Source organism: Umezawaea sp. (assembly GCF_036375055.1).
GTDB lineage: Bacteria > Actinomycetota > Actinomycetes > Mycobacteriales > Pseudonocardiaceae > Umezawaea.
The window spans coordinates 1-15,365 of the sequence record NZ_DASUSQ010000065.1 but is presented as its reverse complement, the minus strand read 5'-3'; the positions used below and the strand labels follow the sequence as shown (position 1 = coordinate 15,365).

General features: G+C 74.6%; 8 protein-coding genes. 3 read left to right on the top strand and 5 right to left on the bottom strand.

Going from position 1 to position 15,365, the window contains the following annotated elements; all coding sequences use genetic code 11:
• The 4 genes from VFZ92_RS18375 to dpgA are packed head-to-tail and all read right to left on the bottom strand — an operon-like array spanning position 1 to position 5,461.
• Complete coding sequence (locus tag VFZ92_RS18375; protein ID WP_330877179.1) at positions 1–1,416, bottom strand: aldehyde dehydrogenase family protein; 1,416 nt, start codon at positions 1,414–1,416, stop codon at positions 1–3.
• Positions 1,413–3,017, bottom strand: a complete 1,605-nt coding sequence (locus tag VFZ92_RS18370; protein ID WP_330877178.1) for a thiamine pyrophosphate-binding protein — start codon at positions 3,015–3,017, stop codon at positions 1,413–1,415. Before VFZ92_RS18370 ends, VFZ92_RS18375 begins: the two co-directional genes overlap by 4 nt.
• A complete protein-coding gene (dpgC, locus tag VFZ92_RS18365) occupies positions 3,014–4,339 on the bottom strand; it encodes a (3,5-dihydroxyphenyl)acetyl-CoA 1,2-dioxygenase DpgC (RefSeq protein ID WP_330877177.1) in 1,326 nt (441 codons plus the stop codon). Before dpgC ends, VFZ92_RS18370 begins: the two co-directional genes overlap by 4 nt.
• Positions 4,340–4,354: 15 nt before the next feature.
• A complete protein-coding gene (dpgA, locus tag VFZ92_RS18360; RefSeq protein ID WP_330877176.1) occupies positions 4,355–5,461 on the bottom strand; it encodes a 3,5-dihydroxyphenylacetyl-CoA synthase DpgA in 1,107 nt (368 codons plus the stop codon).
• A 206-nt stretch (positions 5,462–5,667) separates the two neighbouring features.
• On the opposite strand from dpgA, the gene VFZ92_RS18355 reads away from it, so the two are divergent.
• The 3 genes from VFZ92_RS18355 to VFZ92_RS18345 are packed head-to-tail and all read left to right on the top strand — an operon-like array spanning position 5,668 to position 9,126.
• Positions 5,668–6,198, top strand: coding sequence for a hypothetical protein (locus tag VFZ92_RS18355; RefSeq protein ID WP_330877175.1), 531 nt, complete (start codon positions 5,668–5,670; stop codon positions 6,196–6,198).
• 2 nt (positions 6,199–6,200) lie between these two features.
• Positions 6,201–7,631, top strand: coding sequence for an FAD-binding oxidoreductase (locus VFZ92_RS18350; RefSeq protein ID WP_330877174.1), 1,431 nt, complete (start codon positions 6,201–6,203; stop codon positions 7,629–7,631).
• 7 nt (positions 7,632–7,638) lie between these two features.
• Positions 7,639–9,126 carry an FAD-dependent monooxygenase gene (locus tag VFZ92_RS18345; RefSeq protein WP_330877173.1) on the top strand — a complete coding sequence of 496 codons (1,488 nt, stop codon included), beginning with the start codon at positions 7,639–7,641 and terminating at the stop codon, positions 9,124–9,126.
• A gap of 69 nt (positions 9,127–9,195) precedes the next feature.
• On the opposite strand, the gene VFZ92_RS18340 is transcribed toward VFZ92_RS18345, so the two are convergent.
• Positions 9,196–15,270 (bottom strand): type I polyketide synthase, encoded by a 6,075-nt coding sequence (locus VFZ92_RS18340; RefSeq protein WP_330877172.1) that lies wholly within the window; start codon positions 15,268–15,270, stop codon positions 9,196–9,198.
• Between the last annotated feature and the right edge of the window lie 95 nt (positions 15,271–15,365).

Genomic DNA, 15,365 nt, shown 5'->3' with positions numbered 1-15,365 from the left:
TCAGAACGGGGACGGCTGGACGTGGTCGCGCGCGGTCAGCCACTGCAAGCGGGTGAACTCCTCCCAACTGCGGCCCGCTCCGTGCCTGCTGCCGTTGCCCGAGGCTCCCCACCCGCCGAACGGGACGTAGGCGTCGTCCTCGATCGTCTGGTCGTTGACGTGCACGATGCCCGTGGCGAGCCGGTCGGCCAGTGCCAGGCCGCGCCGCACCGATCCGGTCAGGACGGACGCGACCAGGCCGTGCTCGGTGTTGTTGGCCGCCGCCACCGCCTCGTCCTCGTCGGCCACCACGACCACCGGGGCGACCGGCCCGAACACCTCCTCGGTGAAGGCGGGCGCGTCCGCGGTCACGTCGGCCAGCACCGTCGGCCGGTAGAACAGGCCGTCCCGCGTGCCGCCCGCCAGCACCTTCGCGCCCGCGGCCACCGACTCGGCGACGATCCGGTCCACGCGCGCCGCCTGCGCCTCGTCGATCAGCGGCCCGAGCGCGACGTCCTCGCGCCACGGGTCACCCACCGCGAGCGCGTCGGCCCGCTCGGAGAGGAGCTCCAGGTACCGGTCGGCGACCGAGTCGAGCACGATGTGCCGTCCAGCGGCCATGCACACCTGGCCCTGGTGGAAGAACGAGCCCCAGGCCGCCGCCGAGGCCGCCGCCTCCAGGTCGACGTCGTCGAGCACCACGACGGCGTTGTTGCCGCCCAGCTCCAACGAGGCGCGCTTGAGCAGGCGGCCCGCTTCGGCGCCGATGTGCCTGCCCACCTCCGTGGAGCCCGTGAACGCCACCATCGCCACCTCGGGGTCGACGGTCAGCGCACGACCCACGTCGGCCCCGCCGTCGACCACGCGCAGCACGTCCTCGGGAAGACCGGCCTCCCGGAACACCTCCAGGAGCACCTGCCCGCCGCACACCCGCGTGCGAGGGTCGGGCTTGAGCACCACGGCGTTGCCCAGGGCGATGGCGGGCACCGCGGCCCGCGCGCCCAGCAGCAGCGGCACGTTCCACGGGCTGATCACGGCCACCACGCCGAGCGGCACCCGGCGCGCGGAGCTGTGCCGCCCCCCGGCGTCGGGCAGCAGTTGCCCGTAGGGCTGGGTCGGCAACGCGGAGGCCACCCACAGCTCGTCGAGCACCGACCCCACCTCGTGCTCCGCCTTGCCCCGCACGGACCCGCTCTCCCGCACCAGCCACTCGACCACCTCGGCGCGGTGCTCCCGCAGCACCAGCGCCGCACGACGGAGCACCTCGGCCCGCTCCACGGCGGGCGTCGCCGCCCAGTCGGACTGCGCCACGGCCGCTGCGGCCACGACCGGGCGGACGTCGCGGGGATCGTGCACCGGCAAACCACCCAGGACGGCCCCGGTGGCGGGCTCGACGACGGGGGAGAGGCCGGGACCCATGGGGGGCGGGGTGATCACGGGTGCTCCTGGTGTCCGGTGATCGGCACGTCCACGAGGAGCGGGCCGTGCCGGTCGCCCGCTGTGGCGACGATCTCGTGCAGCTGCTTCGCCGAGTCGACGCGCACGGCGGGCACGCCGAAGAAGTCGGCCGCCGTGGTGAAGTCGAGCCGCCCCAGGTCCACCCCGAGGTAGCGCCCCGCCTCGCTGGCGCGGCTGCCCCAGGAGTCCAGGGTCTCCTTGAGGGTCCGGTACTCGCCGTTGCTCATCACCACGAACGTCACCGGGACGCCGCACCGGGCCGCGCTCCACAGGCCGTGCACGCCGAACAGGGCGCACCCGTCGCCCAGCACGGCCACGACGGGCCGGGTGGGATCACCGAGGCGGGTGCCGACGGCCATGCCGATCCCGGAGCCGAGACCGCCGCCGACGGTGTGCACGTACGACCCCGGCCGCGACTGCCGCAGGGCCCCGCGCAGCAGCACCCCCGTGGTGATGGCCTCCTCGACGAGCACCGCGTCCTCGGTCAGCCCGGCCGCGACCGCGCGCGCCGCGACGAGCGGGTCCAGCGGAGCCCGGACGTCCGGCACCTCGAAGTCCACTTCGGACTCGTCGGCGCGGTGGTACGTGCGACCGCTCCGCGGCAGGACCTTCGCCAGTTCGGCGATCGTGGCGCGGATGTCGCCGACCATGCCGGGGGACACCGCGAAGTTCCGCCCCGGCTCGGACGGGTCGTCGTCCAGCTGCACCACGCGCGTGCCCGCCGGGATCGGCGAACCCGGCGTGTAGTGGTGCGGCATGAAGGCGTGGCACCCGACCACGAACACGACGTCGTGGGGTTCCAGCCGCTCCCGGATCCCGGCGTGGGTCGCGGGGAGCGCACCCCGGTAGAGCGGGTGCGCGGTCGGGAAGTCGATGCCGTCGTTGAAGGGCTGGTGGTAGACGGCCGCGCCCAGCGCCTCCGCCACCCCCACCAGTTCGGCGACCGCCGCGGACCGGCCGACCCCGTCACCGGCCACGATCGCGGGCTCGCGGGCCGCGCGGAGCACGTCGGCGGCCTCGCCCACCCCCGTCGCGGGACCGGGCGGCCGGATGGTGGAGCGCTCGGGCAGCACCACCTCCACGTCCTCGGCGAGCAGGTCCATCGGGATCGACAGGAACACCGGCCCGGCCGGGGGCTGGACGGCGAGGCGGAAGGCCCGGCGCAGCGCGACGGGCAGGTCGTGGGCGTGCCGCACGTCGAAGGTGTGCTTGACCGCCGCCCGCGCGAGGCCGACGAGGTCACCGGAGAGCATCGGGTCGTGCGAGAGGTGCCTGCGGTCCTGCTGCCCCGCCGTGACCACGAGCGGGGTGCGCGACCTGGAGGCGTTGAGCAGCCCGACCAGACCGTTGGCGAGCCCGGCCGCGACGTGCAGGCTGACGAACGCGGGCCTGCCCGTGGCGCGGGCGTACCCGTCGGCCATCGCGACGACCGAACCCTCGTGCACGCCCAGCACGTACTCGATGTCGGGCGCGTCGACCAGCGCGTCCAGGAAGGGCAGCTCGGTGGTGCCGGGGTTGCCGAAGACCTTCGTCACACCCTCGTCGCGCAGCACCCGGAGCAGCGCCTGCACCGGCTTCACCCGGCACGTCCCGCCGTGCTGAAGCGGTGCACCTTGTCCAGCACGTCGGCGCTGTGCAACCTGAGCGCCTGCGCCAGCGCGAACTCGGCCGCGTAGGCGCGGAACCGGTCGGGCGGCTCCTCCGCGAGGTCGATCATGCGGCGGTTCACCGCCACGGCGGGGGAGGCCAGCCGCTTCGCCGCGGCCGCGGCGACCTCGCCCACCCGCTCCGGCGCGACCACCTCGTCGCACAGCAGCCGCGCCTCGGGGGCGTGGGCGGGGACGCGCCTGCCGTCGAGGATCACCTGCCTGGTCAGCCGTCCGCCGAACAGCGCGGCCAGCCGCAGGTTCGCCATCCCCGGCACGATCCCCTCCTGGGCGGCCGGGAGGCTGAAGTACACGTCGTCGGCGGCCACCACGTGGTCGACGGCGAGCAGGACCTGCATGCCACCGCCGATCGCGAACGTGTCGACCGCGGCCACCCACGGCTTCGCGACGTCGAGGTGCGGCCAGGACCCCGGATCGCCCTCGTCGGGCCGCAGGCCGCGCCGCAGCTTGCTCAGCAGGCCGAGTTCCCTGCCGAGCAGGAAGTCGGTGTAGGAGATGCGGCCCGCGTGCAGGTGCTTGAGGTTGATGCCGGGGCTGAACACCCGTTTCCCCTCGTAGCGCGGGTGCGTCATCTCGGCGCCGCGCAGCAGTCCGACCCGGACGTCCTGGTGCAGCAGGACCAGGTCCACCGCCGTTTCGAGGTCCGCGGTCAGCTCGTTGGTCTCGGCGTTGAGGCAGTCGAGGTTGCGCAGGGTCACGTGCGCGACGTCGTCGACGCGTTCCAGGTGGACGGTGCCGAGGTCGAGTTCCCCGAGCGACTCGAACGCGGTCAGCAGGTGCAGCGCCCGCTGGGTCGGCGCGCGCATGGCGTCCACGAGGTGCTCGCCGGTCACCGGGTCGCCGAGCACCCGGCGGAAGAAGATGCCCTGGTCGATGGCCAGGCCTTCCTTGAGCGCCTGCGGCAGGCCGTCCTCCTCCGCCAACCGGGCGCGGCCGGGCAGCAGGCCGGGGTAGAGGTCGGCGACCTCGGCCGCGAGCGGGGCCAGCCGGGGGCGCCGCTCGAACCCGCCGGTGGCGGACTCGTACACGCGCCTGCCGTGCCGCAGCAGGAAGCGGTCGCGCAACCACCGGACCGGGTGGTGGGCGGCGTCGGCGATCCGCTGCTCCTCCGGTGAGCGCACGGGTTTCGGCGGCAGCGCGGCGATCGTCTCGTCGCACGCCCCGGCCTGTTCGGCCAGCAGTGCGGCGTCGACGCCGGGGACGCCGCTGAGCGGAGACGGGGAGGACAGGGGCACGGGCACCACCTCGGGTCAGTAGCGCAGCAGGGCGGTCTCGATGGTCGAGCCCGGCCCCATCGTCATCAGCACGCCGTGGTCGCCGGGCGCGGCCACGCCCTCGTCGACGAGGCGCTTGTAGGAGAACAGGAAGGAGCCGCTGGACACGTTGCCGTAGTCGCGCAGCACGCCGGTGGTGTGCCGCACGTCGTGGCGCGTCAGGCCGAGGTTCACCCGGACCGAGTCGATGACCTTCTTGCCGCCGGAGTGCACGATCCAGTGCGCGATGTCGGACCGCCGCAGGCCGGTGCCCGCGAGCAGCCGGTTGACGACCGTCTCGGCGTGCGCGCCGACCACGTAGGGCACGCCGGGGTCCAGGAAGAAGCTGAACTTGCCCTGCTCGTCGTCCCAGTCGTAGCGCATCGCGTCGATGGCGTCGGGGATCACGCAGCTGGCGAACTTCAGCACCTCGGGGGCGCCGCTGTCGGCCCCGCCGCCGTCGGTGGTCAGCGCGACCGCCGCCGCGCCGTCGCCGAACAGCGAGTTGACCACCGAGGAGCGCATGGTGCCGTCGAAGACGTAGGCCGCGGAGCACACCTCGACGCAGACCGTCAGGGCCAGGCCGCCGGGGTGGGTCGCCGCCCAGCCGGTCGCGGCGGACAGTCCGTTGAGGCCCGCGTTGCAGCCCATGCCGACCACGTCCAACCGCCCGGTGTGGTGGCGCAGGCCCAGCTCACGAATCAGGAAAGCGCTTACTCCCGGCGTGAGGAAGCCGGTCGAGGTGACGCAGCACAGGTAGCCCACGTCCGACAGGTCGGCGTTCGCGCGGTCGAGGCAGTCCAGCACGGCGCTCGCGGCCAGCCGGACGCCCTCTTCCCGGTGCTTGGCCAGCAGTTGGCCCTGCGTCTCGACGCCGGGGCCGCCGTCCGGCGAGACGGGCGGGAGCACCAGGTGCCTGCGGTCGATCGCGCTGTTGAGGAACATCGAGCGGATCCGGCCGTCGGTGATGCCGTAGCGGTCCAGGACGTCGAGCTGGCTGTAGGACCGCTCCGGCACGGCGATGCCCGACCCGACGATCCGCGGTCTGGTGCCCGGCCGCTTCTCCTGCACGGGAAGAGGAAGTTCGACGACGGCTTGGCTCATCGGCTCTCTCCTGTTGGGAGGTGGGCACCTCATCGCAGACTAGCCACGGACGAGCAGGTCGCGGCCGGTGTGACCGGTGTTCTGGGGTGACCGGGTTAGGGGGCCGCGCTAGGGGTTGACCGGTGCTCCGGGAGCCGGTGATCTGGGTGCTCCCCAACGGCTGACGGCAGTCGTCGTGCGATGTGACGAGGTGTTCGAACGTGGTTGTGAGCGCGACTGACCCGGTGTCGACCCCGCAGGCGGACGGGGTTTCCGCCGCGGTCGAGCTGAACGGCTCGGTGCTGGTGGTGCACACCGGGACCGTGCGGGTGAACTACTCGTGCAGCCTGCCGGAACGGGCGGAGCCGATCGTCGACGAGATCGAGTTCGGCATCACCGCGCCGGTGGTGGTCCCCCGAGGCTCGCACGTCGACCTGTGGCTGACCCTGCGCACGTTGCACGGCACCAAGTTCGAGCGCCCGGCGAACGACATCACCGGGAAGCTCGGCGTGGTCGTCACCGGCCCGGTGGACTTCGAGCCGACCGCGAACGGCCTGACCAACGTGGAACCGGCCAGGATCGGGCACACCGTCCTGCTCAGCGGCGGCCACACCCGCTTCCTGGCGACCGAGCCCGGCCTGTACACGTTCGCCCCCGGACACCTGGTCACCGTGGTCAACGGCGGGCAGGACGGGCCGAGGACGATCTGCGAGCTCGTCGGACCCCCGGTCCCGGCCATCCGCACGCTGGTCGTCTGACGGTGGTGGTTCCGGCGCTGGACCTCACCCGGCTGCCGTCGCTGCTGCGCGGTGAGGCGGTGTTCCCCGGAGACCCGTCCTACGACCTGGCGGTGCGGTTGCAGATCGCCGAGTACGACGCCGTCGCACCCGCCTGCGTCGCCTACTGCGCCGACGAGGCCGACGTGCGCGCCGGGCTGGCCTTCGCCGCCGAGCACGACGTGCCGGTGCGGCTGCGCAGCGGCGGCCACAGCTTCGCGGGCTGGTCCACGACCTCCGGCCTGGTGCTGGACCTGTCTCGCCTCGACCACGTCCGGCACGACGGCCGCACCGTCCACATCGGACCGGGAACGCAGGCGGTGGACGCGCTGGCCGCGCTGTGGCCCGACGGGCTCGCGGTGGCCAACGGGATGTGCCCCACGGTCGCGGCGGGCGGGTTCGTCTCCGGCGGCGGCAACGGGCCGCAGAGCCGCAAGCACGGCCTCGCCTCGGACAACCTGGTGTCCGCGCGGGTCGTGCTCGCCGACGGCACCGCGCTGCGCTGCTCCGCGGAGGAGCACCCGGACCTGTTCTGGGCGCTGCGCGGCGGTGGCGGCGGGAACTTCGGCGCCGTCGTGGACTTCGAGGTGGTGCCCCGACCCATCCCGAGGATGGTGCTGTTCCACCTCGTGTGGACGGGCGACGCCGCCGTGGACGTGCTGTCCGCCTGGCAGGACTGGGTCCTCGCCGCACCCGACGAGCTGAGCACGTCGATCAGCCTGGTGCTCCTCGACGCGGCGCCCGGCGAACCCGTCACGGTCGCGATGATCGGCACCCTGATGGGGCCGCCCGCGCGGGCCGAGGCGCTGCTGGCCGACCTCGTGGCGGCCGCGGGCGTGGAACCGGTCGCCGAGGTCGTGCTCGACCAGACCTACTTCGACACCATGATGTGGATCTACGGCGGTGGCCGGGGGCTCACCGTCGACCAGTGCCACCGGGAGGGCACCCGCCCCGGCGCGGTGCTGCCCCGCCAGCGGTTCCAGCGCGAGCGCAACCGGCTGTTCGACCGGCCGCTGGACGCGGAGCGGATCTCCGCGCTGGTCGAGGGGTTCGGCGCCGACCGCGAGGCCGGGCAGACCCGGTTCGTCAACTTCACCGCGATGGGCGGCGCGATCAACCGGGTCGCCGCCGACGCCACCGCCTACGCCCACCGGGACGCCCGGTTCCTCATCGGCCACGTGCTGCTGCTGCCCGAGGTCCCGGACGAGGGCGGGAGGCGGCGCGCGGAGTCCTGGGTGGACAGCGGGTTCACCCTGCTGGACCCGTGGTCGAGCGGACGCTCCTACGTGAACTTCCCCGACCCCCACCTCGCCGACTGGCAGCGGGCCTACTGGGGCGACAACCACGCCGAGCTGGTCCGCGTGAAGCGGCGCTACGACCCCGACAACCTGTTCCGACTGCCGCAAGGCGTGTGAGGCCGTGATGAACGCTGTGGACGTCCTGGTGGTGGGAGCGGGGCCGTCCGGCCTGGCTGTCGCCTGCGAACTGGCACTGGCGGGCGTGCGGCCCGCCGTGATCGACCTGCTGCCCGAACCCAACCGGCACTCCAAGGCGCTGGGCCTCCAGCCCAGGACCGTGGAGCTGCTGGACTGCCGAGGTCTGCTCGACGCCGTCCTGGCCGACGCGGTCGCCCGCATCCCCGACGGCCACTTCGCCGGGCTGCCGGTGCCGCTGACCTACGACAGGTGGGGCAGCGCGCACCCGTACCACCTGATCTACCCGCAGAACCTCCTGGAAGGGGTGCTGGAGGCCGAACTGCTCAGGCTCGGCGTGCGGGTGTCGCGCGCACACGAGCTGATCGGCCTGTCCCAGGACGAGGAGCGGGCCACCGCGGTCGTCTCCACCCCCGACGGCGTGGTCGACCTCCACGCCCGGTACGTGGTCGGCTGCGACGGCCACGCCAGCTCCGTGCGCGCGCTGGCGGGGTTCGACTTCCCCGGCACCTCGACGGACTTCTCCGGTGTGGTCGCCGACGTGCTGCTGCGGTCCGCGCCGCCGGAGGTGCTCACGAAGCCGCGGCGCACCTCGGACCTGCTGGGCGAGGACCGCCGGGACCGGCGGGAGGTGTCCTACCCGCTGGTGCCGCTGCCCAACGGGCGCTACCGGGTGGTGTGGGCGGAGCACGGGCGCGAGGCGGCCGCGGAGGTGACCGAGCGGGAGGTCCGCGCGGCCGTCGCGCAGCGCTACGGCTCGGCGGTGGACATCGCCGAGGTGGAGTGGGCGTCCCGGCTGTCCGACGCGGCGCACCAGGCCGCGGACTACCGCCTCGGCCGGGTGTTCGTGGTCGCCGACGCCGCGCACATCCACATCCCGGCGGGCGGTCAGGGGCTGAGCGTCGGTGTGCAGGACGCCGTGAACCTGGGCTGGAAGCTGGCCGCGGACGTGCTCGGCCACGCGCCCGCTGGCCTGCTGGACACCTACCACTCCGAGCGGCACCCGGTGGGCGCCCGCGTGCTGGAGAACACCCGCGTGCAGGCGTTCCTGACCAATCCGGCGCGGGAGTACGACCCGCTGCGGCGCACGTTCCTCGACCTGCTGCGGATGCGCGAGGTGAACGACCGGTTCGCGGGCATGCTGTCCGGCCTCGACGTCCGCTACGAGATGGGGAGCGGGGTGGAGCACGAGGTGCTGGGCGCGCGGATGCCCGACCTGGCGCTCGACCGCGGTCGGCTGTTCGAACGGCTGCGCTCCGGGCGCGGTGTGCTGGTGGCGGGCGCCGAGCACGCCGGGCGCGCGCGGGGCTGGGCGGACCGGGTGGAGGTGGCCGACGGCGACCTGTCGCCCTGGTCGGCCCGCGGGGTCCTCGTGCGGCCGGACGGCCACGTCTGCTGGGTCGCCCCCGACGACGACGGCGACCACGCCGAGCACCTCGACACCGCCCTGCGGACCTGGTTCGGTCCGCCGCGCTGACCGCACGACGTCGATGGACCGAGGGGGGCTCCCCGGAGTGATCCGGGGAGCCCCCCCTCGTGTCGTGGGTCAGGTCCGCAGCCAGGCGTCCACGGCGGCGGCGGTCGTGTCCGCGAACCCCTCCAGGATCGTGAAGTGGTCACCCGCGGTGTCCACCTCCCGGTGCTCCAGGTCCCAGGACGACCGCCAGTCCCCGAACTCCGTGATCGCCGGGGAGAACGGCTCGGCGGCGCGGACGTGCAGCGTCGGCGCGCCGGTCGGGGAGGGCCGCCACCCCGCGAAGGCCTCGAAGTACCGGCCCATCGTGATCAGCCGCGCGTCGTCGTGCAGCACCGCCCCGCTCTCCCGCGCGGCGACGGCCAGGTTCAGCTCCCGCTCGACCCAGTCGTTCTCCTCGGTGAACGCGGGCGGGTAGACGTCGAGCAGCACGACCGCCCGCACCGGGTCGCCCTCCGCCTCGACAGCCGCGGCCAGCGCGTTGGCCAGCAGGCCGGAGGCCGACCGCCCCACCAGCACGCACGGCCGTCCGCCGGACACCGCGCGGACCGCCGCGACCTGCACGGCGACGATCGCGGCCAGGTCGGCGGGAATCGCCTCCCCGGCCCCGAAACCGGGCTCCGGCAACGCCCACACCTCGTGCGGGAGCGCGGCGGCGAAGCGGGCGAACTCGTGCGGACCGGCGACCGCGTTGAACGAGGGCAGGCACAGCAGCGGAACCGGTTCGCCCGACCGCGACGACAACCGCACGGGGGTCGGCGGCTCCGGGGGGTCCGCCGCGGTGAAGGCGGGCCGGAGCCGCGCCGCCGCGCGCAGCAGCTCACCCGCCTCGGCCGACCGGCCGTCCGAGCACGCCGCCCAGTACAGCGATCCGATGGCGCTCGACGGCGCGGCCTCCGGCTTCGCCAGCAGGTCGGCGACGTGCGCCGCGAGCGCGTTCGCCGACGGGTGGTCGTACACGGCCGTCGCGGTGAGCCGGACCTCCGCCGCCGCTTCCAGCCTGCCACGCAGCTCCGTCGCCGTCATCGAGTCGATGCCCAGGTCCGCGAACGGCGCGTCCGGGTCGAAGTCCTCCGGCGAGTGGCCGAGGACCGCCGCCGCCGTGCGGCGGACCAGGTCGTCGACACCGCCGCCGTCGAACGGCGTTCCGGCCGCGGCGGGCGCCGCGGTCACGGTGAACCCGCCGTCCAGCCAGTAGCGCCTGCGGTCGAAGCCGTAGCCGGGAGCGGTGCCGCCGGACCGGGGGAGCAGCGTCGACCAGCGCACGGCCGCTCCGCCGCTCCACAGCCCCGCCAGCGCCCGGACCAGCGTCTCCGCCTCGCTGTGCCCGCGGCGCACCAGCGGTCGCACGACGTGGTCGGTGGGCACCAGGTCGCGGACCAACGGGGTGAGCACCGCGTCCGGTCCCAGCTCGACCATCCGGGTCACCCCCAGCCGCAGCGCCTCCCCGACGCAGTCGGCGAAGCGCACCGGCCGCCTGGCCTGGCGCACCCAGTACTCCGCCGTGGTCACCTCGTCCCCGACGACCCGTCCGTCCACGTTGGACAGCAGTGGGACGTCCGGCGCCCGGAACGCCAAGCCCTCCACCACCTCCCGGAACCCCTCCAGCAGCCCGTCGAGCTGGGGCGAGTGGAAGGCGCGGTCGACGCGGAGCCGCTTGGTGCGGGCGAACCGCGCCGCGACCTCGTCGACCACCGACCCGGTGCCGGACAGCACCGTCGACAGCGGGCCGTTCACCGCCGCCACCGACACCTCGTGCTCCAGGCCCTCGATCGCCGCGAGGACCTCCTGCTCGGAGGCGGCGATGGCCACCATCGCGCCGTCGGCGGGCAGCTCGGCCATCAGCCTGCCCCGCGCGGTGACGAGCGCGGCGGCGTCGGCCAGGTCCAGCACCCCGGCGACGTGCGCCGCGGCCACCTCGCCGACCGAGTGGCCCAGCAGCACCCGCGGTCGCACGCCGTGCTCGGTGTCCAGCAGGGCCGCGAGCGCGACCTGGAGCGCGAACAGCGCGGGCTGCACCAGGTCGGTGCGCGCCAACTGCTCGGCGGTCGGGGTGAGCACCAGGCCGCGGGTGGACAGGCCCAGGTGCTGGTCCAGCGCCGCGCAGACCTCGTCGAGCGCCTTGGCGAACACCGGGAACAGCTCGCACAGCTCCGCGCCCGCGGCCCGCTGGGACCCCTGGCCGGTGAACAGGAACGCGGTCAGCCCGTCCGGCGGCGCGGACGACGGCACCGAGGAGGCCAGGGCGGTCAGCTCGTCGCGGATGTCCGCGCCGGGCGCGGCGACCAGCGCGAGCCGGTGCGGGAACGCCGTGCGCGCGGTGGCCAGCGTGTGCGCGCAGGCCCGCGGCGACGAGGTCGCGAGGTGGTCGCGCAGGCCGAGCGCCTGGTTGCGCAGCGCACCCGGAGTCCGCGCCGACAGCAGCACCGGCACGGGCAGGCCGGTGTCGCCGACCGGCTCCGGGACCTCGGGTCCCTGTTCGAGCACCAGGTGGGCGTTCGTCCCGCTGATCCCGAACGCGGACACACCGGCTCGCCGGGGGCGTCCCGTCTCCGGCCACGGCACGGGGGTCGTGGTGAGCACGACCTGCCCGTCCCAGTCGACGTGCGGCGTGGGGTCGGCGGCGTGCAGGGTCGGGGGAACCACGCCGTGGCGCATCGCCAGCACCACCTTCAGCACGCCTGCGACGCCCGCGGCGGCCTGGGTGTGGCCGATGTTGGACTTGATCGACCCGAGGTGCAGGGGCCGGTCGCGGTCCTGGCCGTAGGTCGCGAACAGGGCCTGGGCCTCGATGGGGTCGCCGAGCGCCGTCCCCGTCCCGTGGGCCTCGACGACGTCGACGTCCGAGGGCGCCAGCCCGGCGTTGTGCAGGGCGGTGCGGATGACCCGCTGCTGGGCAGGACCGCTGGGCGCGCTCAAGCCGTTGGACGCGCCGTCCTGGTTGACCGCGCTGCCCTTGATGACCGCGTGCACCCGGTGGTTGTTCCGCCGCGCGTCGGAGAGCCGCTCCAGCAGCAGCACCCCGATGCCCTCCGCCGGACCCATGCCGTCCGCCGTCGCGGCGAACGCCTTGCTGCGCCCGTCGGCGGCCAGCCCGCGCTGCCTGCTGAACTCGACGAACACCGAGGGCGTGGCCATCACGGTCACACCGCCCGCCAGCGCGAGCGTCGACTCGCCGGACCGCAGCGACTGCGCGGCCAGGTGCAGCGCGACCAGCGAGGAGGAGCACGCCGTGTCGACCGTCATCGCGGGCCCCTCCAGCCCCAGCACGTAGGCCAGCCGCCCGGAGAGGACGCTCCCGGCGTTGCCGGTGCCCAGGTAGCCCTCGACCTCCGGCGGCAGGTCCCGCGCCAGCCGCGTGTAGTCCTGGTTGCTGATGCCGGTGAAGACCCCGGTCGGCGTGCCCCGCAACGTCGTCGGATCGATGCCCGCGTCCTCCACGGCGTGCCACGCGGTCTCCAGCAGCAGTCGTTGCTGGGGGTCCATGGCGAGCGCTTCGCGGGGGGAGATGCCGAAGAACGCCGCGTCGAAGTCGGCCACGCCCTCCAGGAAACCGCCCTCGCGGGCGTAGCTGGTGCCCGGCCGGTCCGGGTCCTCGTCGAACAGCGCGTCGAGGTCCCACCCCCGATCGGTGGGGAACGCCCCGATCGCGTCGCCGCCCTCCGCCAGCAGCCGCCACAGGTCCTCCGGGCCCGCCACGCCGCCGGGGAACCGGCACGCCAGCCCGACGACGGCGATCGGCTCCGCGGACGAGGCCGCCACCACCCGCTCGCGCGGTGCGGCGGCGCCGAGCAGCCGCTCGCCGAGGAACCGGGCGAGCGCCTCGGGACGCGGGTGGTCGAACACCACCGTGGCGGGCAGGTGCAGGCCCGTCGCGGCGTGCAGGCGGTTGCGCAGCTCGACCGCGGTGAGCGAGTCGAAGCCCAGTTCCCGGAACGGCTGCGCGTCGTCGACGGGGTGGTCCTCGGGGTGGCCGAGAACCGCGTTCGCCTGGCCGCGCACGATGGCCAGCAGCGTCGCCCGGCGTTCGTCCTCCGCCTGCGCCCGCAGTCTGATCACCAGCTCGGAGGCGTCCTCGGCGTTGGCCGCGCTGCGCAGCCGGGTCCTCGCCCTGGCGGGGACCAGTTCGCGCAGCAGCGGGTGCGCGGTCTCGTGCCGCAGCGACCCGACCGCGATCGGGCTGGCGACCAGGTGCGCGTGACCCGCGCCGCCGACGACGTCGTGCAGGGCGAGCGCCCGCGCGGGCGACATCGGCAGGAAACCGCCCCGGCGCACGCGGCGCAGGTCGGACTCGCCCAACCGGGCGGCCATGCCGGTGCCGGTGTCCCACAGCCCCCAGCCGACCGACGTCACCGGCAGACCGGCGGCCCTCCGGTCGTGGGCGAAGGCGTCCAGGAACGTGTTGGCCGCCGCGTAACCGGCCTGGCCCGCACCGCCGAACGTGGCCGCCGCGCTGGAGTACAGGACGGTCGGGACGCCGCGGGTCAGCTCCTCCAGCACGAGCGTGCCCCGCACCTTGGTGCGCAGCACCCTGGCGAGCTGCTCGGCGGTGATGCCGCGCAGCGTGGCGTCGTCGAGCACCGCCGCGGTGTGCACCACGGCCTGGAGCGGGTGCTCCTCCGGGATCGCCGCCAGCGCCTCGGCGAGCCGGTCGGGGTCGGCGACGTCGCAGGCCAGCGCGATCGGCACACCACCGAGGGAGGTGACGTGCTCCGCGAGCGCGGTCGGGTGCGAGCGGCTGAGCAGCAGCAGGTGCTTCACCCCGTGGTGGGTGACCAGGTGTTCGGCGACGTGCCACGCGATGCCGCCGTTCGCGCCGGTGACGAGCACGGTCCCGTCCTGGTCCGGCCGGTCGGGTTCGGGCACGGGAACCGGGGCGAGGCGCGGTGCGAGCAGGACGCCGCCGCGCACGGCGAGCTGCCGCTCCTGCGAGGCCAGCACCGCGTTCAGCAGCTCGTCGACGTCGTCCGGCACCGGATCGGCCGGGTCGAGGTCCAGCAGCACGATCCGGCCGGTGTGCTCGGCCTGCGCGGCGCGGGTCATGCCCCAGAGGGGAGCGTGCACGAGGTCCAGCGGGCCCGGTTCGGTGGCGACGGCGCCGGTGGTGGCGACGATCAGCGGGATCTCGTCGTTGCCGGGGGTTTCGAGCCAGGCGGCGAGCGCGGCGCCGTGCCGCTGGACCGCCGTCACCACGTCGTCGCCCAGCCGGTCGAGGCCCGTGGCCGCCGGGAAGTGCAGGACGACCGCGGTGTGGTGCTCCGGGGCAGAGGTCGAGCCCGGCGCGCCGAGGAAGGTGTGGCGCTCGGTGCTCTCCCCGTTCGGCGCCTCGTCGAGAGGGCGCCACGCCAGGTGGAACAGCTCGTTGCGCTGCGCGCGCGTGACCGTGGGGACGGCGCGCAGGCGCAGCTCGTCGACGGACGCCACCGGGGCGCCGGACACGTCGGCCGCCAGGAGGCTGAGCGCTTCACGGCCGCGCACGGTCAGCCGCACCCGGAGCACGGACGCGCCCCTGGCGTGCAGGACGGCGCCGGTGAACGCGAAGGGCATGACCTGCTCGTCGGACTTCCCCAGCGCGAGCGGGTGCAGGGCGGCGTCGAGGAGGGCGGGGTGGAGTCCGAAGTGGAGGGTGTCGGTGCCGTCGGGGAGAGCGGCCTCGACGTAGGTGTGCGCGCCGTCGCGCCACACCCCGCGCACCGCCCGGAACGTCGGACCGTAGTCCAGGCCGCCCGCGACGAGGTCGGGGTACAGGTCGTCCACCGGGACGGGCTCCGCGCCCGGAGGCGGCCACTCGGCCAGCGAGTCGGTCGGGTCGGGCGCCTCGGCGCCGAGCGCGGCCGTGGCGTGGTGCACCCACTCGCCGTCCGGACCCCGCGTGTGCACGAGGGCTTCCCGGTTCTCCGGGGACACGGTCACCCGCAGGCGTGCCGGCTCGTCGGGGACGGGGACCGGTGCGTGCAGCGCGAGTTCGTCGACCGACCGGAAACCGTTCTCCTCGGCCACGTGCCAGACCAGGTCCACCAGCGCGGAGCCGGGGAGCAGCGCGAGACCGCCGACCGAGTGCTCGGCGAGCCACGGGTGCTCGACCCGGTCGAGCAGTCCGGTGTAGACGGTGGTGTCGTCGGCGAGGTCGACCTTCGCCGTGAGCAACGGGTGTTCGGTGTCCTCCTGTCCGGTGTGGACGGGGGAGTGGCGGAGGGTCCTGGCGGGTGTGGGCCAGTGGTGTTGGTGTTGGAAGGGGTAGG